The sequence below is a fragment of the Gardnerella sp. DNF01205 genome (genome assembly GCF_049244135.1).
In the GTDB taxonomy this organism is placed as follows: Bacteria; Actinomycetota; Actinomycetes; order Actinomycetales; family Bifidobacteriaceae; genus Bifidobacterium; species Bifidobacterium leopoldii.
Map to the genome: position 1 here is coordinate 1,316,003 of NZ_CP058378.1, position 24,233 is coordinate 1,340,235.

The 24,233-nt window shown below is 42.8% G+C and carries 15 protein-coding genes and 2 tRNA genes; 2 read left to right on the forward strand and 15 right to left on the reverse strand.

The window, feature by feature from the left end; genetic code table 11:
- Positions 1–43: 43 nt before the first annotated feature.
- A complete protein-coding gene (galE, locus tag HXT47_RS05425) occupies positions 44–1,054 on the forward strand; it encodes a UDP-glucose 4-epimerase GalE (RefSeq protein ID WP_004107342.1) in 1,011 nt (336 codons plus the stop codon).
- A 49-nt stretch (positions 1,055–1,103) separates the two neighbouring features.
- Here the strand turns inward: galE and HXT47_RS05430 are convergent.
- The 6 genes from HXT47_RS05430 to nrdD all read right to left on the reverse strand — a co-directional run bounded on the left by HXT47_RS05430 (position 1,104) and on the right by nrdD (position 9,505).
- A tRNA-Phe gene (locus HXT47_RS05430) sits at positions 1,104–1,176 on the reverse strand.
- A 43-nt stretch (positions 1,177–1,219) separates the two neighbouring features.
- Positions 1,220–1,293: transfer RNA gene (locus HXT47_RS05435), tRNA-Asp, on the reverse strand.
- Between the two features lie 102 nt (positions 1,294–1,395).
- Entirely contained in the window at positions 1,396–3,447 is a 2,052-nt protein-coding gene (locus HXT47_RS05440) for an ABC transporter ATP-binding protein (protein ID WP_004107341.1), read from the reverse strand.
- Between the two features lie 2 nt (positions 3,448–3,449).
- A complete protein-coding gene (locus tag HXT47_RS05445) occupies positions 3,450–5,300 on the reverse strand; it encodes an ABC transporter ATP-binding protein (protein WP_004107339.1) in 1,851 nt (616 codons plus the stop codon).
- 859 nt (positions 5,301–6,159) lie between these two features.
- Positions 6,160–6,867 (reverse strand): anaerobic ribonucleoside-triphosphate reductase activating protein, encoded by a 708-nt coding sequence (gene nrdG, locus HXT47_RS05450; RefSeq protein ID WP_004107335.1) that lies wholly within the window; start codon positions 6,865–6,867, stop codon positions 6,160–6,162.
- A gap of 220 nt (positions 6,868–7,087) precedes the next feature.
- Entirely contained in the window at positions 7,088–9,505 is a 2,418-nt protein-coding gene (nrdD, locus tag HXT47_RS05455) for an anaerobic ribonucleoside-triphosphate reductase (RefSeq protein WP_004118729.1), read from the reverse strand.
- A gap of 269 nt (positions 9,506–9,774) precedes the next feature.
- Between nrdD and HXT47_RS05460 the strand changes: the two genes are divergently transcribed.
- A complete protein-coding gene (locus HXT47_RS05460; RefSeq protein WP_004107331.1) occupies positions 9,775–10,197 on the forward strand; it encodes a DUF3052 domain-containing protein in 423 nt (140 codons plus the stop codon).
- A 430-nt stretch (positions 10,198–10,627) separates the two neighbouring features.
- Here the strand turns inward: HXT47_RS05460 and HXT47_RS05465 are convergent, their stop codons facing one another.
- The 9 genes from HXT47_RS05465 to HXT47_RS05505 all read right to left on the reverse strand — a co-directional run bounded on the left by HXT47_RS05465 (position 10,628) and on the right by HXT47_RS05505 (position 24,227).
- Positions 10,628–12,544, reverse strand: a complete 1,917-nt coding sequence (locus HXT47_RS05465) for a DEAD/DEAH box helicase (RefSeq protein WP_421789411.1) — start codon at positions 12,542–12,544, stop codon at positions 10,628–10,630.
- Positions 12,545–12,837: 293 nt separating this feature from the next.
- Entirely contained in the window at positions 12,838–14,514 is a 1,677-nt protein-coding gene (ettA, locus tag HXT47_RS05470; RefSeq protein ID WP_004118724.1) for an energy-dependent translational throttle protein EttA, read from the reverse strand.
- 153 nt (positions 14,515–14,667) lie between these two features.
- Positions 14,668–15,171, reverse strand: a complete 504-nt coding sequence (locus HXT47_RS05475; RefSeq protein WP_032835493.1) for a DUF3180 domain-containing protein — start codon at positions 15,169–15,171, stop codon at positions 14,668–14,670.
- Entirely contained in the window at positions 15,171–16,406 is a 1,236-nt protein-coding gene (locus HXT47_RS05480) for a hypothetical protein (RefSeq protein WP_032842550.1), read from the reverse strand. The genes HXT47_RS05475 and HXT47_RS05480 overlap by 1 nt, the downstream gene beginning before the upstream one ends.
- A 274-nt stretch (positions 16,407–16,680) precedes the next feature.
- A complete protein-coding gene (gene ftsH / locus HXT47_RS05485) occupies positions 16,681–18,990 on the reverse strand; it encodes an ATP-dependent zinc metalloprotease FtsH (RefSeq protein WP_101886118.1) in 2,310 nt (769 codons plus the stop codon).
- Between the two features lie 61 nt (positions 18,991–19,051).
- Positions 19,052–19,606 (reverse strand): hypoxanthine phosphoribosyltransferase, encoded by a 555-nt coding sequence (gene hpt, locus HXT47_RS05490; RefSeq protein ID WP_101886119.1) that lies wholly within the window; start codon positions 19,604–19,606, stop codon positions 19,052–19,054.
- Complete coding sequence (gene tilS, locus HXT47_RS05495) at positions 19,581–20,699, reverse strand: tRNA lysidine(34) synthetase TilS (protein ID WP_415688407.1); 1,119 nt, start codon at positions 20,697–20,699, stop codon at positions 19,581–19,583. The genes hpt and tilS overlap by 26 nt, the downstream gene beginning before the upstream one ends.
- A gap of 46 nt (positions 20,700–20,745) precedes the next feature.
- Complete coding sequence (locus tag HXT47_RS05500) at positions 20,746–22,500, reverse strand: D-alanyl-D-alanine carboxypeptidase (protein WP_421788984.1); 1,755 nt, start codon at positions 22,498–22,500, stop codon at positions 20,746–20,748.
- A gap of 74 nt (positions 22,501–22,574) precedes the next feature.
- The gene (locus tag HXT47_RS05505; RefSeq protein WP_162861590.1) at positions 22,575–24,227 is read right to left on the reverse strand and encodes a hypothetical protein; all 1,653 of its coding nucleotides are present in this window, start codon (positions 24,225–24,227) and stop codon (positions 22,575–22,577) included.
- Between the last annotated feature and the right edge of the window lie 6 nt (positions 24,228–24,233).

The window sequence follows — 24,233 nt, forward strand, 5'->3', positions numbered from 1 at the left end:
ATCTCACTGATTGTATTGATATTATTCAAAAGGAAGGTCGACAATGACTGTTCTCGTTACAGGTGGATGCGGATACATTGGAGCACACGTAGTTCACGCCTTACATGAAACAAATCAAAATGTCGTCGTCGTTGACGATTTAAGCTACGGAAAGCCTACAAGAATTGAAGGCGCACGTCTTTATGGTATGGATATCTCTTCTCCTGATGCAGGAAAACGACTTGCGCAAATCATGAAGGACGAGAATGTTGATGCTGTAATTCACTTTGCTGCTAGAAAGCAAGTTGGAGAGTCCGTAGAAAAGCCACTTTGGTATTATCAACAGAATATTAACGGCATGCTTAATGTGCTTGAAGGCATGAAAGATAGCGGAGTTAAGAAGCTCGTATTTTCTTCTTCTGCAGCAACTTATGGCGTGCCTCCTGTTGAAGTTGTACCAGAAGATGTTGTGCCAATGTTGCCAATTAACCCTTATGGTCAAACCAAGCTTTTTGGCGAGTGGATGGCACGTGCTTGCGAGCACACATACGGAATTCGCTTCTGCGCACTGCGTTACTTCAACGTAGCTGGATGCGGGCCGGTGGAATTGGAAGATCCTGCGATTTTGAACTTAATTCCTATGCTTCTTGACAGACTACAGCGAGGAAAAGCACCTGCTATTTTTGGCGACGACTACCCTACTGCTGATGGTACTTGCATTCGCGACTATATTCACGTCTCTGATTTAGCAGACGCGCATATTGCGGCACTCACGTATTTGGATCGCGACGAGCGCAAGTACGACGCTTTTAACGTAGGAACTGGTAAGGGTACGTCTGTGCGCGAAATTGTTGACGAAGTGCGCAGAGTGACCGGTTTGCCATTTAAAGAAACTGTTCTTGATCGCAGAGCTGGAGATCCTCCACAGCTTATTGGCAGCACGAAGCGAATTAACGAAGAAATGGGATGGCATGCTCGCTACGACGTTAAGGATATCGTAGAATCTGCTTGGGCAGCTTGGCAGGCAAATCCTGAGCATCATATTGATGTTGATTCGTGGAAGCAGCTTGACTAGCGAATAAAACAAAACGCGCGGCACAAATCGTGTCGCGCGTTTTTTGTTGTGGCTCCGAGCGGGATCGATCCGCTGACCTAGCGATTTTCAGTCGCTCGCTCTACCAACTGAGCTACAGAGCCATGATGAATAAAAAACCCGGCGAACCGGGTATTCTACTAATCGCGACCCCGGCCGGACTTGAACCGGTGACCTCCGCCGTGACAGGGCGGCGCTCTAACCAACTGAGCTACGGGGCCGTGGCTTTGTTCTCTCGAACAGCCGAGTCACTATCTTACAGAATCCTTAGCAAAATGCAAGTGCCGCGCGTGTTCGGCGTGTTGCAGCACAAAATCAAGCTATTATTCAAGCTCAACAGCTCCAGTGCAAAGCTGATAATACTCCCCACGTTTTGCCAATAATTCCTCATGTGAACCGCGCTCAATAATGCGACCGTGATCCAGCACCATAATCACATCAGAATTGCGCACTGTAGACAGCCTGTGAGCGATTACAAATACAGTGCGCCCTTCCATCAAAGAATCCATTCCATGTTGAACTAATTCTTCAGTATGCGTGTCAATCGATGAAGTTGCTTCATCAAGAATTAACACAGGCGGATTTTCTACTGCAGCACGAGCAATAGAAATAAGCTGTTTCTGACCTTGAGAAAGCCCTTCACCACCATTGTTAAGCTGCGTATTGTATCCGTCAGGAAGATGAGAAATAAACGCGTCAGCATGAGCCAATTTTGCAGCTTGAATACAATCTTCGTCGCTAGCATCAAGATTTCCATAACGAATATTGTCCATTATTGTGCCTGTAAATAAATTCACATCTTGCAAAACAGTGCCAATAGCGTGGCGCAAATCCGTTTTGCAAATATCGCGCACGTCAATGCCATCATACAAAATTTGTCCATCATCAATGTCGTAAAAACGCGTAAGAAGGTTAGCAATAGTAGTTTTTCCAGCACCCGTAGCTCCAACAAGAGCAACTTTTTGACCAGGTTTTGCAAACCACGTAATATCGTGCAAAACTGGATGATTTTCTTTGTAACCAAACACAACATCCGTAAAACGCACATCGCCTCGAAGCAAAGTATAGCGGCCATCTTTAGAAGTGCGAGCATCTCGCTTTGCATGGCACACAATCTCTTGAGCCATTTCGCTTAAGTTTTGAGCGCGCTTTTTAGCTTTAGTGCCATTATCTTGCTTTGATCTTTTCCAAGCCCAATAAATATTGCTTCCTTCAGATTGTTCGTCTACTTCTTCAAGCACATCAAATGCTGATTTTTCTTCAAGATCTTCATCAGACTGAAGTACACGCACTTTAACTAATTGCACACTGCCAGAATCAAGTTCTGGCTTTTCATCAAGTAACTCAAAAATACGAGAAGCTCCTGCAAGAGCCATCATAAGTGCGTTAGCTTGCATTGTAATTTCGCCAATAGGGTTAATAAATGCGCGCGAAAGTGCCAGCAAAGATATAAGCGTACCCAATGTAAGAGTACTAGATCCAGATAATCCCAGCGTTGGCAGACCCACTGAAGCAGCCCACGCACCAAGTAAAGCAATTAATACATAAAGCAAATAGCTTGCATTACTAATAACAGGCATTACGTTATTTGCATAAGAATTCGCACTTGCAGAAATTTTTTGCACTTTTTCTATGCAATTATCTAATTTTTCAATAGAATCTGCTTCATGATTGAAAATTTTAATTACTTTGCTTCCAGTTGCAGATTCTTCAACAAACTCATTTAACTCGCCTAATGCATGCTGGAATTGTTCAAATAAACTGCCAGATTTCTTTAGCATAAAACGCACTAAATAAAGCAATATTGCAGTGAATATAGCTACAAAAACTGCAACCGGAAGCGATAAGCACATAATAGATATAAACGCTGCCAAAATTGACATTAGTGCAGAAAAAGAGTCAGGAAAAGCCCACGAAATTGCTTCACGAAGAACCTCAGTATCGTTTGTGTAACGGCTCATAATATCGCCGTAACCTTGAGAATCTAAGTAACGCAATGAAAGCTTCTGCTGATGCTTAAACATAGAATCTCGCAAATCACGCATAACACTTTCAGATATATTCGCAACAAGCCTGCTCCAAAGCCAAGAACAAAACACGCCAACAACATAAACACTTGCCATCAGAATAATCATGCGAACAAGAGGCGTCCAATCCTGATTATGCTTACCGACAAGCGGAAGAATATACGAGTCGACAAGAGATTGCAAAAACATTGCGCTTGCAGCTTGCACGATTGCGCTAACTATTATTGATGCAATAATTACGCAAATTTTAACTCGATACACAAGCACATAAGAGGCAAGTCTGCTAAGAGTTTTCCAACTAATAGCTGAATCATTTTTAGAAGAGTGAGCCGTTTTATTCTTAGCCATTGTTATTTAGCTCCTTCTTCTTTAGTTGCGCTAGTTATGCGACTTTTTTCTTGAGAAACCGCCATATTTCTGTAAATTTCACAAGATTTAAATAATTCATCATGCGAACCGTTAGCAACAACACGACCATCTTTAAGAACAACAATAATATCCGCATGTTCGATTGAAGATATGCGCTGAGCAACGATAATTTGCGTAGAATCAGGCATAAACTTTTTCAAGCCATCGCGAATTTTACTATCCGTTTTCATATCAACCGCACTCATCGAGTCGTCGAGGATTAAAATTTTCGGCTTCCTCAAAAGTGCGCGCGCAATGCACAAACGCTGTCGCTGACCACCGGAAACATTCTTACCACCCTGGTCAATATGCGTATTGTAGCCGTCTGGTAAATCTTTAATAAACTCATCAGCACAAGCAATTTCGCAAGCTTGACGCAAATCATTATCGCTTGCTTCCGCCCTACCCCAGCGAAGATTTTCTGCAATTGTGCCACTAAACAAAATATTTTTTTGTAGAACAACACCAACTTCTTCACGCAAACTAGAAGAATCATAATCGCGAATATCTTTTCCGCCTACAAAAAGAGTGCCAGAAGTTACGTCATAAAGTCTTGCAATTAATTGCACTAAACTTGATTTTCCAGATCCCGTTGCACCAACAACGCCAACAGTTGCTCCAGAAGGAATAGATATATTTATATCATGTAAAATTTCCTGTTCTGCTGGAGTGGATTCATCTATATTATCTGATTGAGGATAGCGTAACGAAACATTTTCAAAACGCACAGAAGCGTCAGAAAGCTTTGTCAGTGGATGCTTGGAAACAACTTCAGTATTTCGAGATTGCAAAACATGTGAAATACGATGCATCGAAGCTCGAGCTGTTAACGACATTACAAAAACTGCAACTAAATTCGCTAAAGCAAACAAAATTTGCAAAGCATACACTACTAATGCAGCAAGATTTCCCGTTGTTAAACCAAAAGCAGGATTATTTCCTGAAGCCACAATTTCGTGCGAAGCCAACCACGCAATAAGCAGCATGCCAGAATAAAAACATAAGTTAAACAAAGGAATACTGCAATTTAACACATACTCAGCTTTAATAAAATAATCATAGATTTTATGCGAAATACGCGTAAAACGACTTATTTCATAATCAGAACGCACATAAGACTTTACGACGCGAATATTATGCAAATTCTCGCCAACTCTATTATTCATCTCGTCAATCATTCGATAAATTCGAGAAAATGCTGGAGCAACTATACTCGCACCAAAAGCGCCAATTGCACCAACAATAGGCACGAATGAAAGAAAAACCCACGAGATAGCAGGGCTAATTGAAAAAGTAAACCACCAAGCAGTGATGATAATCATAACGCTGCGAACACCAGAGCGAATAATCATTTGGTAAGCAAATTGCACATTTGACACATCGCTAGTCATACGCGTAACAACAGTGCCGCTAGAAAACTTATCTAAATCAGAAAAACTTAAACCTTGCAAGCGTGAAAACATGTTGTGGCGCAAATTTTTACCAAAACCAGCACTAGAATGCGCGCAGCAAATACCAGAAATAATGCCTGTAATCATTGCAATTGCAGCAAAAATGAGCAATTGCAAACCGTAATATTGCACAGCTTCTTGAGAACGTGACATAATGCCAAAATCAATAAGATTTGACATTACTGTAGGGATCTCAATTTGCATAGCAGCTTCAACGAGAATAGTAACAACTGTTAAAACGCCAAGAAAACGGTACTTTTTTAAAGATAACAGAATCGTACGCAATGCGCGAGGAGGATTATTGCTAATTTTTCGTGAATTGTTCTTCGGCTTTTCTGCCATTGCATCCCTTCCCCTACATAACGTCATGTGTAGGTTTAATAATATCACTTCTTCAAATACATATTTGAATTATTGCGCATGGCGCATTTCCGTATTGAGTTACTTCATTACCAAATGCATAAATAGATGAATCTTTGACATAGTAGTATACAGACAAATCACATACGAAAAAGTGCTTCTACACATTCAAATTATAAACAACGATTGATTTCATCTTATAAAAAATTATATAATAAAAAAATGTATATTCGCATGTATAAAGAGGTACTGTCATGAATATAAAAAAGCTATTAATAGAATACTTACTTGCTCAGTAGCATTATCCATGTCTTTTTTACTATCATTGCAAGTTCAAGCCAACACCCAAGAAGAAACTTATGAGTAATACAAAAATAGTTGGCGCTGTAGCACAGCAGAAAGGCATTCGTGTCGACTTGCAGTGAGAATTTCCACATTAATATCAACAATTATGTGAGGAACAATATGAACAGCAAACACATAGTTCTACTGCCAATAACGCTGCTTTGTTATATTTCGTCAGCTATTTATTTCTTTAAACAATTGAAGGACTTAAAAGACGATAACACTTGTATTAATACTGTTAGTCTCACCATTCAAGCATTCGTCCTATTAATATTACTAATCTATCTTTTATATTTATGCAAAGAAAAAACATACCCAACTGTATATCGTTTAGTTACAGTATTTATGAGCATAGTTAGCATAATTCTTTTGACAGTTTGCAATACAGATGTTACTAGGTTAATTATATTTAGCTTAACATGTGTATATGTATGCATTCTTATAATCGTCCACAAACATTGTTAAATATATCGTATGAGTGGCGCATTCAATAGGATTACGAAGCATCACCTTCGCCTTGCGCGCGGTCTTTGCCGTAAATTGACGGAATAAAACGCTCCTGATCGTGAAGCTTTTCCCAGATTACAGGAGGATTTTGCGGATTTTCCAACGACTTTGGCACGTCAATAATTCGCTGATTACTAGAGCCGCGGAATTGCAAAAGCGAATCGTGCAAATCTTTCATATAACGGCCGTCAACAAGAATATCAATGTAACGCAAAAGCTCAAGCTTATCAGGCGTCTCCCCTGGGCGCATAAGCTCTTCCCAAGTGTATCCAGTCCAACTCCAAATGTCTTTTGTATTGCCAAACTCTTTTCTAATACGCTTGCAAAGAGGCAACAAAATGCCCGTATTAAGCAACGGCTCGCCGCCAAGAAGCGTTAAACCTTGCACATAAGGTTGCGACAAATCTTCCATGATTTGATCTTCAAGCTTTTGAGTATAAGGATGGCCTGCGCGAAAATCCCAAATCGACTCGTTATAGCACTCAACGCAATGGAACGGGCAGCCGGAAACGTAAAGCGAGCAACGAATTCCTTCGCCGTCTGTCATCAAAAAACGCTTGTAATCGGCGATCATCCCCTGGCTCATGCGCTCACTAGACCACTGTCCTGCGCGAGGATTATTGGAAAGAGAGGTAGGAATCCACGGTCCACGATTCACATCTGCAGGCGCAAAATCGTGCAAACTCATGCGAGCCATATCCAACCCCCTTCCAAACCGAATAAGCAACTAAAAAATAAACAACCAAATTTGCGAAAATAAAATAAATCCAGCCGTTAGAAAGTGCAATCACAAAATGCAATACATTTCTAACGGCCAGATTATCACCAAACAACAAACACAAGAAAAGCTATTGATTTAGCTAAATTATCTAGTCATACTTATTTTACTAAGTTTCAACATAGTAAATTAGCTAAGTTTATTTTGTTTCCTCATACCATTCACGAGACTCACCGTTGTTAAGAGTCACATGGCCAGTTTCGCCAGACATGTGCTTTACGCGGTGAGCGATTTCTTCGTGACGTCCGTGAACCATTGGGCGCTGAACAGGATTGCCCAAGTAGCCGCAAGTACGCTTAGTCACATTGCACTTATCTGGGTCGCTGTTGCCGCACTCCGGGCAACGGAAGCCTTCTTTAGTCGGCTCAAAATCGCCCTGGAATCCACAAACGAAGCAGTGATCGATTGGCGTATTCGTACCCAAGTATCCAATGCCAATCTTGTAAGCGTAATCCCAAACAGCTTCCAAAGCCTTAGGATTCGCCTGCAAGCATGGGAACTCGCAGTAGTTAATAAAGCCGCCGGAAGCAAGATACGGGAAGTCAACCTCGTAGCGAAGCTTCTCCATAGGAGTTGGCTGCAACCAAACCGGGTAATGGAAGGAATTAGTGTAGAAGTCGTGATCGGTAACGCCTTCAATGCGGCCGAACTTCTGACGATCCATACGGTTAAAGCGGTCAGTCAAAGACTCAGCAGGAGTTGAGTAAACGGAATAGTGGTAGCCTTCCGCCTTTGACCACTGCTGGCAAAGCTTATTCATGCGGCGAACCAAAGAAAGCGCAAACTCCTTGCCTTCCTCATTCCAGCTGTGATCTTGCATCCAATCCTTGCCGAAGAACACTGCAGTAGTTTCATACAAGCCAATGTAACCAAGCGAAACTGTAGCGCGCTCGTTACGGAACAGCTGATCCACACTTTCGTTAGCTTCCAAACGACCAAAAGCACCGTAACGGAATAGCGTTGGAGCGTTTACAGGAGTTGCTTGCTTGCAACGCATAATACGGAATCGCAAAGCCTGGTGAGCTACTTCCATACGCTCGTCGAAAAGCTTCCAGAAGCGAGTCACATCGCCGTGAGATTCAAGAGCAATACGTGGCATGTTAACAGTTACAACGCCAAGATTCATACGGCCATCTTCAACATCTTTGCCGGTCTTTGGATCAATCCAACCCTGAAGGAATGAACGGCAACCCATAGGAGCCTTGAAGGAGCCAGTAATCTTAATAATATTCTCGTAGAACACAACATCCGGATACATGCGCTTAGTAGAGCACTCAAGCGCAAGCTGCTTCAAATCGTAGTTCGGGTCGCCAGCGTCCGCGTTAACACCGTGCTTAATAGTAAACACAAGCTTAGGGAAGATTGCAGTATGACGATCTTTGCCGAGACCACGAATACGGTTAAGCAAAATAGCGCGCTGAATTTCGCGGGCAAACCAAGAAGTACCCAAGCCAAAGCCAACAGTTACGAACGGAGTCTGACCGTTAGAAACACGGTTGGAATTAATTTGATATTCCATCGTTTGCATAGCGTCGTAAATAGCTTTACGCGTCATAATCTTTGCATAAACTTCACGAAGCTGATCAAGCTCACTCAAGTTTTCGTCAAAAGGAGTATCAGCAGGAAGTGGATCTCTGTCCAAGCAATGAAGATTCTTAGGCTCCTGAGCTTTTAGGCCGTCAATCATATCTTTTGCGACTTGAATTGGCGTGGAATCAGGAATCATAGCGTGCGCCATAGCAAGATTTTTGTCGTAATCGCACTTAGCATAAGGCTCAAGCATCTCGTCAGCGCGATTAACAGTCTGACCACCGTATTGCGCACCAGCAATATCCTTAATAATTTGCGTAACCTGAGTTGCAGCAGTGCCAATAGATTTTGGGCTATCCATCATTGCGTTACCAAGAGCAAAGCCCTTAGCAAGCATATCGCCAAAATCAGGAAGCGAGCAGTTGCTCATGCAAGTAAATGGCGAATAATCAGCGTCGTGGAAGTGAATATCACCCTTCATATGAGCGTTAGAAACTGCGTGAGGAAGCATAGAGAACGCAGAAGCCTTGGAAACAGCGCCTGCAAGAAGATCGCGCTGAGTTGCATAAACATTGGAATCCTTATTTGCGTTTTCGCGAACAAGAGACTCATCACGATTTACAAGGCGGTTAACAGCCTCGTTGATATCGGTAGCTTTAGCGCGGTCGATATCTCGGTTCAGTCGGTAGCTCGTGTAGCAGCGAGCAACCTCGTAAAGATGATTCTCAATAAGACTGTGCTCAACCAAAGTCTGAATATCTTCGATTTTTGCTGGACCATTGTAACGATCCTGAATCTCAGCTTCAATATGATCTGAAATATCGCGAATCATCTGCTCTTCTTGCGGACCGACTTCCTTGCCTAAGTCCTTAAAAGCAGCCTTAATTGCCATAATGATATTCAGCGGATCAAAATCAACTACGCGACCATCGCGCTTTTCGACCTGCACACGAGAAACTGGAGCTTCAACTACATCATCCGTACAATTTTCTGCGCTTGTGACAGCAGTTTCTTCCAAAACCTGCATCGGTACAGACCTTTCTTAAACACTGTTCCTTCTAGCAAATTTTCTCGTTGCAAACATGGGAACTATTTCTAACGACTCGCTCTACTATAACCCAACTCATGCACAATATCTAGGGCAAGACGCAAAGATAACCACCTATATATAGTGATTTGTGTCATAATCGCGATTTTTGAGGCGTGTCCTGGTGTGTCGTAATTGATAAACAATAAATTACTTAATACACGCCGTCAAATGTGCGCACTTCGTGACGCTTTGATATATTGAATCACGTGGAACAGATAGCTTTTCAGCATGCACAGGAATTCGGATTCCAACCAGGAGACATTGTGCAACAATGGCTCTGGGATGACGATGTTGACGAAACAATTTGCGAAAGCATCGAGAAACTTACCGGCGAAGAGTTGGTAGATGAAGATTACGACGCTGCTGTTGATGGTGTGATTATTTGGTGGCGCGACGGCGACGATGAAGATGAGCTCGCGGACACCATTATGGATGCCACAAATATGCTTGACGATGACGCGCCTATGTGGGTTCTTACTCCAAAACCAGGTCGCGAAGGTTCCCCAAGTTCTAGCACAGTTCAATCTGCAGCAAAAACAGCTGGCATGAACGCAGCCACTCCGTTAACCGTAAGCGCTGACTGGAACGGCGTGCAACTGCGCGCATTTGGTAAAGGTCAATCTAAGTAGTATTTGCTAGTTGACGTAACTAGCTTAACCGACTATTGACTTGCGTAACTGCCTGGTTAACTGCCTATTTGTTTAATTGCTAGCTTAGCTTCTTGTTAAGTCACTTATCACTTGCTTATTGCTTGTTAGCTTGCTACTTATTTTTGTAGTATTGCTACTGTTTTTGTCAAAAACACCAAATCAGCCGATACTTTCGACAAAAAACAGGACAATTTTGTAAAAAAAAACACATAATCATTTGCGAAATCGACAAAACGCACAAGAATAGCGCAAATAAAAGCGCGAGGAGAGAAATATACAAGCCTCGCGCCACAACAGACAAGAAAACTAAAGCTGAAACAAATACCGGAAAAACACAGCATTTGTTTCTAAAGCTCACGATTGTTATGCAAAGCGAACAAACTTACGACCGTTACGCAATACCGCCAAACTAACGACCGAAGTGATGAACACGACTACCACGCTCGCCACGTTTACCGCGCCCACTGCGTTCGTTGCGTTCACTAAGTTCACCGTGCTCATTACGACTGCTGCGACCGTTACGCTCGTCACGCTCACGCCCGCGCCCACTGCGTTGCCCACGACCGCGACCACGACCCTTACGCTTCTGCTGCTCCGGCTCCGGCATACTCCAGCCTTCTTGAAGCTCAGCAGCTTCACCCACAATCTCATCTAAAACTAGCGAAGCAGGATTCACATCCTCAGCTTTCGCATGAATTCCAGCCTTGCGAAGCATCATATGGGCAGCGCGCTTTTGATTAGGAAGCACAAGCGTTACAACATCGCCTTCTTCACCAGCTCGAGCAGTGCGACCCGAACGATGCAAGAAAGACTTAGGATCCTCAGGAGGCTCAGTTTGCACAACTAATGCAACGTCGCTAATGTCAATACCTCGCGCAGCAACGTCCGTAGCAACCAACACACGTACCAAGCCTTCAGCAAACACAGCCAAATGACGATCTCGCTGATTCTGCGACAAATTACCTTGCAAATCGACTGCAGGAATACCTTGCTGCACAAATTTTTTCGCCATATTCTTCGCTTGATATTTCGTGCGCGTAAAGAATATAGAACGTTTCTTTCCGGAAGCAAGCTTTCGCAAAACTTCGTACTTATCCCCTGCTGACACAGCAAAAATATGATGCGTCATAGTATCAACTTGGCAATCAGCATCATCCACAGCATGGACGACAGCATTTGGAAGGAAACGCTCAACTAATGTAGAAACTTGCCTATCAAGCGTTGCAGAAAACAGCATGCGTTGACCATCTGGCGCAACTTGCTCAAGAAGTCTAGTAACAGCAGGAAGGAATCCCATATCCGCCATTTCGTCTGCTTCGTCGAGCACGCTAACCATTACTTTTTCAAGCGTAAGCGCTCCCTGACGCAGCAAATCTTCCAAACGACCAGGGCAAGCAAGCACAATCTGCGCGCCCTGCTTAAGCTGCGATACTTGGCGTTGGTATCTCACGCCTCCATACACTGTCACAGTGTGCATGCCATAAGCTGCAGCAAGCGGCGCTATTACGTCATCAATTTGATGCACAAGTTCACGAGTTGGAGCAAGAATTATTGCTCTAGGAGCAGGAATATCGCTAGACTCGCGTGACTTACGGTTTTTATCAGAATGAATTAAATCAACAAAATTCTCAGCTAAACGTGCAACAAGTGGAATAGAAAATGCTAATGTTTTACCGCTTCCTGTGCGACCTCGCCCTAGGATATTCGCGCCTTGTAAAGAATCGGGAAGCGTTGCTTGTTGAATTGGGAATGCAGTGGTTTTCCCATCCGCACGCAACACCTCTACTAAAGGCTCTGGAACGCCAAGTTGCGCAAAAGTTACATCGTCACGGTAATTTTCACGAGATTCAATGGCAGAGTCTGGAATAATTGTTGCGTTATGAGAATCTTGCTTTTGCTTTTTCGAAGTAGGGTGCAAAGATATTGCAGAATTTTGTTTTGTATTATGAGATTTTGCACTATTATGCTTAGCAACATTATTTTTATCAATATTATGCTTAGCAAAATCTTGTTCAGCATCCGCAATAGCTACTTCTTCATAACGCAAGGCTTTTTCGCGCGTCTTTTGACGAGCTTTTTCTGCTTTGCGATTGCGCTCCCTGCGTGAATTGAACTCGTGATTAGAACCATAATTTTTATGGCTCCCCTGATACTCAAAAGGATTGCGTTTTTCAGCTGATTTCCTAGTATTTTTGGCGCTTTTAGGCTTTTTTGTTTTATAACTATTTTTATTATTCGTATTGTTTATACTATTCGTATTTTTATCATTCTTGGTATTCTTCGCGCCTCGCTTTTGAGCGAACGCAGCATGATGAGTATGCGGCACAATAGCCTTTCGTAAAATATGTGTGTTCAAAACTTAAATTTCAAAACGTGAACTAATCGAGCCTAGCACACGCCTGGCACAATAACGGCAAATGTTGTCAAAAAGCGCCAAGACGCTCGCACCATAAGTGCTCGCTTCTGAGCTTGCATGGAAAGTCCAGTGGACTTTCCATGCAAGCTCACGCTCCGAGTTGCTTTCGCGCACTACGCTCCAAGCGCGAAAGCAGGTCGTCGCGCAAACGCCGTAAAAATCACCGGCAAATGTTTCTGCCAATAAATGAAAACAAAACTCAACTAGCGAGTGAGCTTACGGTGCAAGCGATGCGGACGAGCAGCTTCCTCACCCAAGCGCGCAATCTTATTTTCTTCGTAAGCTTGGAAGTTACCTTCGAACCAGTACCATTTTGCAGGATTCTCGTCGTCGCCTTCCCAAGCAAGAATATGCGTTGCAACTCTGTCGAGGAACCAACGATCGTGTGAAACCACAACAGCGCAGCCTGGGAAATCAAGTAAAGCGTTTTCCAAGCTTTCCAAAGTCTCAACATCCAAATCGTTAGTAGGCTCATCGAGGAGCAGCAAGTTTCCACCCTGCTTAAGAGTCAAAGCCAAGTTCAAACGGTTACGTTCACCGCCAGAAAGCACTCCCGTAAGTTTCTGCTGATCCGAACCTTTAAATCCAAAGCTTGCAACATATGCGCGAGTAGGAATTTCAACGCCTGCAACCTCAATAAAATCGAGTCCGCCTGAAACAGCTTCCCACAAGTTCTTATTAGGATCCAATCCTGCACGATTCTGATCCACGTAAGAAATCTTCACAGTGTCTCCAACAATCAACTCGCCACCAGAAAGAGGCTCCAAGCCCACAATCGTCTTGAACAGCGTAGATTTACCAACGCCGTTTGGACCAATCACGCCAACAATACCGTTACGAGGCAAAGTAAACGACAAGTCGTCGATTAGCACACGGTCGCCAAAAGCCTTGTGAATATGCTTTGCTTCCAAAACTTGCGAGCCCAAACGTGGACCTGCTGGAATTTGAATTTCAGAGAAATCAAGCTTCTTGGAATTACGTGCCTCTTGCTCCATTTGGTCGTAACGTTCCAAACGAGCCTTGTTCTTAGCCTGACGTGCCTTCGGTGAGCTACGCACCCAATCAAGCTCATTCTTCAAACGCTTAGCAAGCTTAGCATCCTTGGCACCCTGGATTTCCATACGCTTTGCTTTAGTTTCCAAATACGTTGAGTAATTGCCCTTATATGGATAAAGCTGACCACGGTCAACTTCGCAAATCCACTCTGCAACATTATCCATAAAGTAGCGATCGTGCGTAACAGCAATAACAGCACCCTCGTACTTGTGCAAGAACTGTTCAAGCCACAAAATAGATTCCGCATCCAAATGGTTAGTAGGCTCGTCCAAAAGTAGCAAATCTGGAGCTTCAAGAAGAAGCTTACACAATGCCACTCGACGCCTTTCACCACCAGAGCACACAGAAACAGGAGAATCCGGGTCTGGGCATTGCAAAGCGTCCATAGCTTGCTCAAGCTGCGAATCCAAATCCCAACCGTTTGCAGCGTCAATTTCAGTCTGAAGCTTACCCATTTCTTCCATTAACGCATCAAAATCAGCGTCTGGATTAGCCATTTCTTCGCCGATTTGGTTAAAACGCGCCACTTTTTGCGCAATCTCACCAAAAGCCATCTTAATGTTTTCGCCAACCGTCTTAGTGTCATCAAGAGGTGGTTCCTGCTGCAAAATACCTACCGTATAGCCAGGAGTCAAAGAAGCTTCACCGTTGGTCACATTTTCCAAACCGGCCATAATTTTCAGCAGCGTCGACTTACCCATGCCGTTCGGACCCACAACACCAATTTTTGCGCCCGGAAGGAAGCTTAAAGTAACATCGTCGAGAATTACACGATCTCCATACGATTTACGCGCCTTAATCATCTGATAGATAAATTCAGCCAAAGTAATATACCATCCTTACAAACGTTGAAATTCCAGCGTTTGTTGCAACTTGCGTCAAAAGCGTTTAATACTTTTACCTACTTAATTCAAGCAAGATGCAACTTACATAAAACTACGCAAACTAATAGCTAGTAAATACGAGCCTAGCAAATACTAGCATGTTGCTGGCGTACGATTTGACTTATTGACAGACTCAGAATCATCTTCAGGCGGAATCTGGCAGAGCCACTCGCCTAAAATGCCAACAACCATATCAATAAAGCACACCAAGCCAGCAATAGAGCATTCACGCACAACAGAGTTATACAGAATTATCTCACTGTGTGGCAAACTCATTAACAATTGCCCAACATACCAGCCAGACAAAATAGCACCTGCCATTCCCAATGCCTTCGACAGCATAAGAGCCGCAACAGCAAATTGAGAACTTACATGCTTCTTATTCTTATCTTTGTTGTTGGCAACACTTTGATGAGTTTGCAATGCCATAACAAAAGTTATTAAGCCAGCAATCACCATAATTGCAACAACAACCCACGGAGCTCCTGCTAACGACATAGCACTAGACTCTGTTGACGACACTAGAAATGCGCCCAGCACAAAGCCAAACAGTAACCCTAGTACCAGATACCACCAAGGTGTGCGATACGCTTTCATTAACAACCATCCCCTATAAGCCATTGCTCTGAGTATACCCCAACAGTTTGAGCATCAAAAGCAAACGCTAATGAGTACGAAACTGAGTTATCGTCCAAAGCAGCATCCGACTCTATCTGCATCCACGGCATAAGTTCAGGCGCCTTAGGGTCAACCGTCACCATTTCCGCTAGTTGTTGTGGCAATTTTTCTGCATCAACAGTTCTTGTGTCAGCAGCAGAAGCACCATATGAACGCGTACCCAACACTCGCACAGTCACTTTATCTTTATACAAAGTAGCAACAGCGCGAAGCAAGCGAAGCAGCTCATACTCGTCACCACCCGAAGACAGAATAAATACAGCCGCGTAATAATCAGCATCAAGCATATTGGCAACATATAATGCCGATACACCGTCAACGCGAGATTCTCTATCCTGCTCGAGCATTGCAACTATTCTCAGCATAGCAGAACGCGTGTCTTGTTTCGCGACACCCTTCATAGAAATCACTGCAGTTGTTTGTAACGGAGTTGGACATATGCGGAACAAAGGAGACTTAGTTTCTCTTTTAACAAGCTCATTGCCATAATTGACACTTTTAGATTCATCGCCACAAGAGCACTGTGAATCTCCATTATTTTCATAATCATCTGCGAAAGAATTTGCAATATCAACAGCAGCTTTAGCAGCTGCAACAGCGTCTTCATCTTCTTTGCGTTGCTTTTCTTTTCTATCTTCCTCAATAAGAGAACGGTAGTAATCTGCTATTTCGCCTTCCTCAAGATCGTCAACCGATACGCTTCCACTGCGAACAGCAACATGCGCAAGAGACTCAGGAACTACACGCCGTTCCGAATAATTTAACTCTTCTCTAGAAACGCTATTCAAAGTAACACAAACATCGTCAACAGTGCTTTTCATGCCGTAATATTCGCTTCTTAAAGCAGCATGAACAGTAATATCAGCCTCACTAATTTGCCAAGTGTGCATAGCAGAATTTAAAACAGATTTAGCAATAAGTTCTAAAGCTATAGCAGGATGCTCCTCAATCTCGCTATCTTTTTCGCAACGTTTAAGCATAAAAGCAAGACGCTCAGCAATTTGAGGAATATCTATTGCGTTAGTCTCATCTCCGTCTAATGCATTACTCAAATTAACTTTTAAAACAGCATCTATGTAAATAGAAGAATATAATCCAATGACTATTGAGTCACCGCTTGGGCGAATACCCTTCAAACTTATGGTCGTATTCATAATCTCATCTTCTACTCTCTAATAAAAACAATTTAAAGTTTCAGTTATTCTTTTATTTATCTTTTATTACTCTTACCTATAATACGCAAAACTAATATTTTGATATATTGTACTCGATATAAATCAACATGCGTAATTTTTTGCATATAGCACTAATTTTTATTATTAAATTCTTAGAAAAATAAAAATAAACGCTGACAGCAATAAATTATATTGTTATCAGCGTTTATTAATAACTTTATTTTATCTGCTTTTTAGCACTGCATTTACACTATTAAGCACCAAATTGAGTACCGTCATTTTGATTAGTAGGCGGATTAACAGGTGGTTTAACAGTTCCAATAACAGTTCGAGGAGCAGGTGCAGGAGTTTGAATAGACGTATCAACAGGCATCTGATCAGACTGCTGGTTTTGTGAAGTTGCATTATTGGAAGATTCAGAAAGTTCAGAAGCTTCAGTCTGCTCATTCTTACCTTCAACGTTGCGCTTCAAACTTTCTGGAATTTCAACAGGGGGAAGATCAGAATCTGGTCTTCTATCGTCCGAAAGCCAAAGAGTACGCTCAGGAGCCTTACGAATCTTACTGAAGATTTCCTTAAGTTCCTTCTCGTTAAGAGTTTCCTTAGCGAGCAACTGACGAACCAGCTCATCCAATACGTCACGATTATTGTTAATAATCTCCCACGCTTCAGTATGAGCAGTTTCGATAAGCTTATGAACTTCTTCATCGATTACTTCAGCAGTACGATTCGAGAACTTGCGAGGTTGCAAAGAATCGAGTGAACCAGAAGAATCTTCGTCAGTATCCATCCACTTAACAGCTCCAAGCTTTGCTGAGAAACCATATTCAACAACCATCTTACGAGCAATGGCAGTAGCTTTCTCAATGTCGTTAGAAGCACCAGTTGTTGGATCGTGGAACACAACTTCCTCGGCTGTGCGTCCACCCATAGCATATGCCATTTGATCCAGCAATTCGTTGCGAGACTGCGAGTAACGGTCGCTTGTTGGCATCACAGCAGTGTATCCAAGTGCGTGACCTCGCGGCAAAATCGTTACTTTAGTAACAGGATCCGTGTGGTGCAGCGCAGCAGCAACAAGAGCATGACCGCCCTCATGGTAAGCAGTGTTACGCAATTCATCCAAAGCCATGCCCTTAGACTTACGTCGAGGTCCTGCTTGAACACGATCAATTGCCTCATCAATAGCGCGATTATCGATATATTGAGCACCAGATCGAGCGCAAAGCAACGCAGCTTCGTTAAGCACGTTAGCTAAGTCTGCACCAGTAAAACCAGGAGTGCGCACAGCAACCATATGAAGATCAACATCCGGCACAAAAGGCTTACCCTTAGCGTGAACCTTCAAAATTGCCTCGCGACCTTCCAAATCAGGAGCCTCAACAGCCACCTGACGGTCAAAACGACCAGGACGAAGAAGTGCGGAATCAAGCACATCTGGACGGTTTGTTGCAGCAATAATAATCAAATTAGTATCGTTGTCGAAACCATCCATCTCAACAAGCAACTGATTAAGTGTCTGCTCGCGCTCATCATGACCGCCAGTCATGCCACTTCCGCGGCGACGACCAACAGCATCAATCTCATCGATAAAGATGATTGCAGGAGCATTCTTCTTAGCTTCGTCAAAAAGTTCACGAACGCGAGACGCGCCCAAGCCTACGAACATTTCCACGAAGTCAGAGCCAGCCATTGCATAGAACGGCACACCAGCTTCGCCTGCAATAGCACGAGCCAACAAAGTCTTACCAGTTCCTGGAGGACCATAAAGCAGCACACCGCGCGGAATACGAGCACCCAAAGCCTTGTAGCGCGAAGGGTCCTTCAAGAAGTCTTTAATTTCTTCAACTTCTTCAACAGCAGCTTGTTCGCCAGCAACGTCAGCAAACTTAGTTTTAGGAGTCTGACCTTCGAGTAGCTTGCCACGGCCACGTCCGCCGCCCATGCCAAGCATACTTCCGCCGGCACCGCCTATTCTGCTAAACATGAACCAAATCATGCCAAGGAAGAACAATATCGGAACAAGCGAAGTAATCAAATACGAAATAATGCTAGATGACTGTAAGCTAGCAGTCCAGCCGTTAGAAGGCTTCGCCTTTTCGACTTCTTGTACAATTGACCTACCTTGTGCATACGCGTAGTAGAATTGCACATCCTTGCCAAAGTCACGATTTTGCTTACTTCGTTTATCGAACTTCTTAAACGGACTATCAAGCGTAAGCTTAACTAACTGTTTATTGTCAATAATTTCCACATAACTTGCTTTATGAGATCGCACTAACTCAATACCATCCTGAGTATCGATAGTTTGCGATCCGTTATGAACAAACATTTGGAATCCGACAACTGAAAGCAACACAAGAAGCACAATCCACGTCCATGGCGACTGCCAGAAGGAACGACGATTGTTATGGTTGTTCTCGTTATTTTTATTATTCTTGCCCTGCTGACCGTTGTTTCGCTGATTCCTAGGGTTGCGTGGATTTAAAAACGGATTATTTCCGTTATTTCCACGCCCAGGACCGCCCATTGGGCCTTGCGGTGTCATAGGAGAAGCGCCCATGTAATAAGGCTCCTTTCAAACTCCTCAATTTATATAAAAATTCTGAATAGAATCTATAAAATCAAGCACCATACACTGATGGCTTTAATACCGCAATACTATTGAGGTTGCGGTAGCGTTCGTCGTAGTCCATTCCGAAACCAACGACAAATGCATCAGGAATTTCAAAGCCCGAGTAGTCGATTTGTACGTCTACTTCGCGACGTGCAGGCTTACTGAGCAATGCAAAAACTTTTACACTTGCAGCACCACGACCTTTTAGCTCATCTACAAGCCAAGCTAGCGTGCGACCGGAATCAACAATGTCTTCTACAATAAGCACATCTCGACCGCGCACATCAGTACTTAAATCTTCGCGGACAGTAATTTGTCCGCTAGTTTGAGTGCCACTGCCGTAACTAGACAAGCTCATAAAGTCCATTGATGCGTTAATGCTTAATTCTTGCGAAAATACAGCAAGAGTATTTACAGCACCTTTTAGAACTGCAACAAGCAAAACATTACGGTTTTTGTAATCTTCACTTACTTGTTTAGCAACTTCACGAATACGCTTCATAAGGTCTTCGTGGCTAATTAATTCATAGTCGATGTCATCTCGTATATCTGCAATTTGCATGTTCACTATCTTTGCATAAGCGAATGACGATATTGCGCGAGAGCCGAGTCGCTTCATAATAATTTGGCAGCGAAAAAGGCTTCTGGCCATGCCATTTTGTACATAGTTCGTCCACTGCAGATATGTGACTTGACGAGAAACGCAGACCAAGCTCACTTAACGCACGCACTATAATTCGTCTGCGAATTGATGGATGATATTGCGCTAATTTATCAGCTTTTAACCTAACAGTTTTCGCATTTTTATCAAATTCCATCACTTGTGAACTAGCTTCGTCAACTTGAGAATTAATATAGTCAAGATCGTCTCTAGCTATTTCAGCTCCGCGAGAAAGCAAAGTAACCATATTCGCATTAAAAAATCGCGAAATATAAGGCATTAACGTGTGTCTAACTCGAGATCTCAATGGATAATTTTCTGAAAGTTCCTCATTTTGCGAAATATCGTCACCATTTGTAGGATCATCCCACCATGAAATACCTAAATCCTCGCAAATACCAGTAGTATCTTCTCTAGTAAGCTTAATAAGAGGCCTTGCAAAAAGCACGTTTTGACGCAATGTCACTGCTTTCATGCCAGCAACTGCTTCTAAACCTGCAGAATCTTTTAGCCCCATCATTACAGTTTCTGCTTGATCATTTGCAGTGTGAGCTAAAAGCACGGCTGCAGCTTGCTGCTTTTTAGCAACCTCAATAATTGCTTGATACCTAGCCTTTCTAGCAGCAGACTCTTCGCCTTCTCCTAAATCTTCAACGTTCACAGATTGAATATACACGTACTTTTCGTCTATTCCAGATTGCAAACAATGCTTAGCCGCAATATTAGCAATTTCAGTTGAGTGCGGCTGCAAATGGTGATCTACTATTACAACACCGCAACGAATACCTCTACTTGCGCACACAATCACGCTCAATGCTGTAAGTGCAAGAGAATCTCTACCTCCAGAGCACGCAATAAGAACCAGAGGAGCATCAACATCTGTCGCGTGATTGCCGTGTTCGGAAAAACGCGCGTCTTGAGCACACAACGAAAGTTCGTCAAAACAATGCTTGATTGCGCCAATTCCTGCGCGTATACGAGAAGAATACACCATAGCTTCTAGTGTAACGCGCCAATAACGCTAAATTGCAACTCATAAATCATAGTTTTGGCAATTCTGCCATAAACTTATTAATCGCTACGAATGCTCCCCAAATATCAGCTGGCTGGTTCGCAACAACAGCGAAAGTTAGCACTCCACCACTTTTCCTAGATACATTACCAACCATAGAAGTAACTTCACTTAAAGAACCAGTCTTTACGCGAAGCATACCGGCAGAAGATTCATCCGCTAAACGCTTTCTTGCTGTTCCAACTAAACCAGGAAGAGACAATCCTTCAGCAGCTGCAGCACCTCCAGAATCGGCTTTAATATTAAGCACTTGTACTTGAGCTAGCGTTGTTGCGCGCAACCTTGATTTTGGAGACAAGCCTGAGCAATCAGACATATGCAAACCACGTATATCGATATTGAGCTTGCGTAATCCTTCTTTTACTGCCTGAACTGCACCCTCCGGAGAGTTGGATTTGTGAGTTGCAAGCGCAGTCAAACGACCAAACTCTTCCGCCAATGTATTGTCTGAAATACGAAGCGTATATGCCATTATTTCGTTTAAAGGTGCAGAAGAAACTTGTGCAATTAAACGCGAATTAGATGATATTAACGATTTAGTTTCGCTTACTGGTATTACAAAATTTTCAGATTGTGCAGATTTATTTTCATTTTCAGAATCTTTGTTATTTTCAGAAGAATCATCTGCAGACGAGTCTGAACCGGAATTTTTTTCGTCAGAAGTGGTTTTATTAGAATAATTACTTATAACTATTCCCTGTTTGCTTAATAATTTAGCAAAAACACGACCGACACTTAAAGCAGGATGAGGATCAGAAAGCGGAAAATCTGTCATAGCATCAGCGTCAACACCTTGCACTGAAAGGTCACGCTGACGAGCATCATCTATAGCCAAAGATGACGTTTGAGCATAAAAGCGTCGTTCAACATCTGTTTCATAAATCAAATCAGGAGCACGTTTTGCGCCAAACAATGAGTCATCAACAGCTAAAGAAACTGTGCGAATATTTTCAAGTTTCAAAGCGTTGGCTGTTCTTCTCGCTAATGTCGTTAAGCCTGCTCTGCCATTAACATGGTTCCAATCGTTTTCTCCAACGCCAAGAAGCATGTCACCATTGCCGCGAAGCACAAGCTTTCTAGCATTCGCACTAGAAGCTCGTTCTGGTTCACCGCCTGTTTTAGGCAACAAAAATACTTGAGTATCAAGAGTTGAACCCATGTCAAGAGTGCGAGAAGCCACGCTAGCAGTTAAAGTTTTAAGCGTTGATGCTGGCTCTCTTAAAGCATTTGGCTCATGTGAAGCAACTACTCGCCCATTCGCATCCATAATTACTGCTGAAGTGCTGCTACTCATAGAAGCATCGGAAACCAACTCGTCAATAAGTTTTTGAGCTTGCGAATGATTTATTTCTTTACCATAAGTCACGCCTTTAGCTAGTGAATTAACTCGCAAAAGTGATTTAGGAGAAGAAACAGTTACAGCATAATGTTGGCTTCGCAACGTCAAAGGACCAGGAAGAATATCGTATACGTCAAGCAAAAAATAAGTAAAAATAATTGCTGCACTAACTATAACTGCTATAAATGCAATAAGTAATCGCCAACGAGAAGGATATTGGCTTCTTAAAACCATAGCAGCGTATTTACTTTTCTTCTGTGTGCTACTTGGTTTAGATTCACTACTTGCTTTAGGCTCGATACTTTTGTTGGATTCGCCGCTTTGCGTTGGCGTGCTCGCATTAGGAGTATTTAAGGCATCGTTTGAGCCTTTACTACTTTCCATGCGAGCACACCTTTAAATCGATTGCAAATACCGCGCTTAACTATACATTGCGCTTGCAACAAAGCGTGCGTAAGTTACGCAGTAATCGAGGCAAATCTGCGCAAGTTTTCTACAATACGAATCATGCGCTTATCCATCACTTTGCCGCCAAGAATTACGCCAACAACCAACACAACAAATCCGTTTACTACGAACAGAATGCATGCAATCCACAAAAGATTCGTGTTAATAGCCAAAAACGTCATAGCTGCAGCAATAGACGGAATCATGCATACTGCAGAAAGAAGCGAAAAACCTATTGGAGCAAAAGATCTAGCGCCTGCAGAACCTTGCGGCCTAGAAAATGGCTTTTCGATTGACGCTACAGGGTACATTGCTATGCACGAAGAAATTAAGCCAATGCCTATGGTCGCAAAAGCTACTCCAATTGGAGAAAGAGTTTGGAACATAACTGCATTCATATTTTGCTTAACATTTGCTACAAAGAAAAGGAAAGCGTAAACCCCTATTCCAAGAATTGCAAAGTACACAGCGCAAATCACGGACCAAACTATTGCGTGCGCTAAACGATCGTGCAAACCTTTTACTCCAATAATCGCGTGCATAGTAAAAGCTGTGCCATCGTATGCAATATTGTTTCCAACAACCATGCCCATAAGCAAAGCAGCATACATAAGCCAGCTAGAAACGCCTATATCCTGTGCTATAGAACCAAATCCTTTAGCATTAAAACTAGTTCCTCCTGCAACTATCAGAATAAAAAGCGGCGTAAGAAGCAAAAATAGTTGACGCATATCTCTTCTCATAACGCTAATAATTCGCGCAATAATCGCACCGACTGTGTTGTCTGGAACTGCTGCAAAGAAGCCGATTCCCTTAGTTTTAACAACTGTTTTTTGCTCACCGCGCAGTAGCTTTGGCTCTAATTTTGCGCAAAATACAGAGATTGCAAAGCAAGCAGCAATCGTTAGTACGCAAATAAAGAAGCGAATAACAAGCGCAAGCCAATTGCCATTAATGGCGTCAAGAGGCAAAGCCATAGCAGCACTTAATGGAGTAAAAGCGGACGCAGAGCAAAAACCTAAGCCAAACACAATTCCTCTTGGACTTTTGTTACCAATATTCATAGTGGAAACAAAAATCATATACGCTACAAAAATAGCAAAGTAAAAAATGTTTCTTGAACGCTTGTTTATTAAAATAGTATCCAAAAGCTCAATAAGCATTTTGCTTAAAGACACGATTGTTGCAACGTAAAGCGGAGCTGCAATTACGCTTACTAAAACCGGCACAATCCCAAAGTTTCTGTACGCTAAAGACCACAAAGCAAGCGCGATTGTGCAGCTTATTGAAAGCGCTCCAAAAAGGGAGCCAAGAAGCATACCAGCTTGCTGCTTTACGTAGGGAATGCCGTAAAGCGCAAAACTACGCGACTTTAGTGTTGTGTCACTGCCGAACATAAACAGGTTTATAAACAGCGTAAAAATTGACACAATCGACGCAACCATTATTGGAGCGAACTGAAATTCCTGCCAATTTTTAGTATCTGCAAGCATTCCTGGATTAAGATACTTTCCTGCTTGCCAGCCCGCAAAACCAAGAGCACATATAATTGCAAGTCCAAAAACAATGACTATACCAAAGCCGATTTTTTGCCAAATCGACTTTCGCATAACAGAAAAAGTAAGCGCCCAGCGAAGGCGAACCATGGTAAAAATCATAGACATTACGGC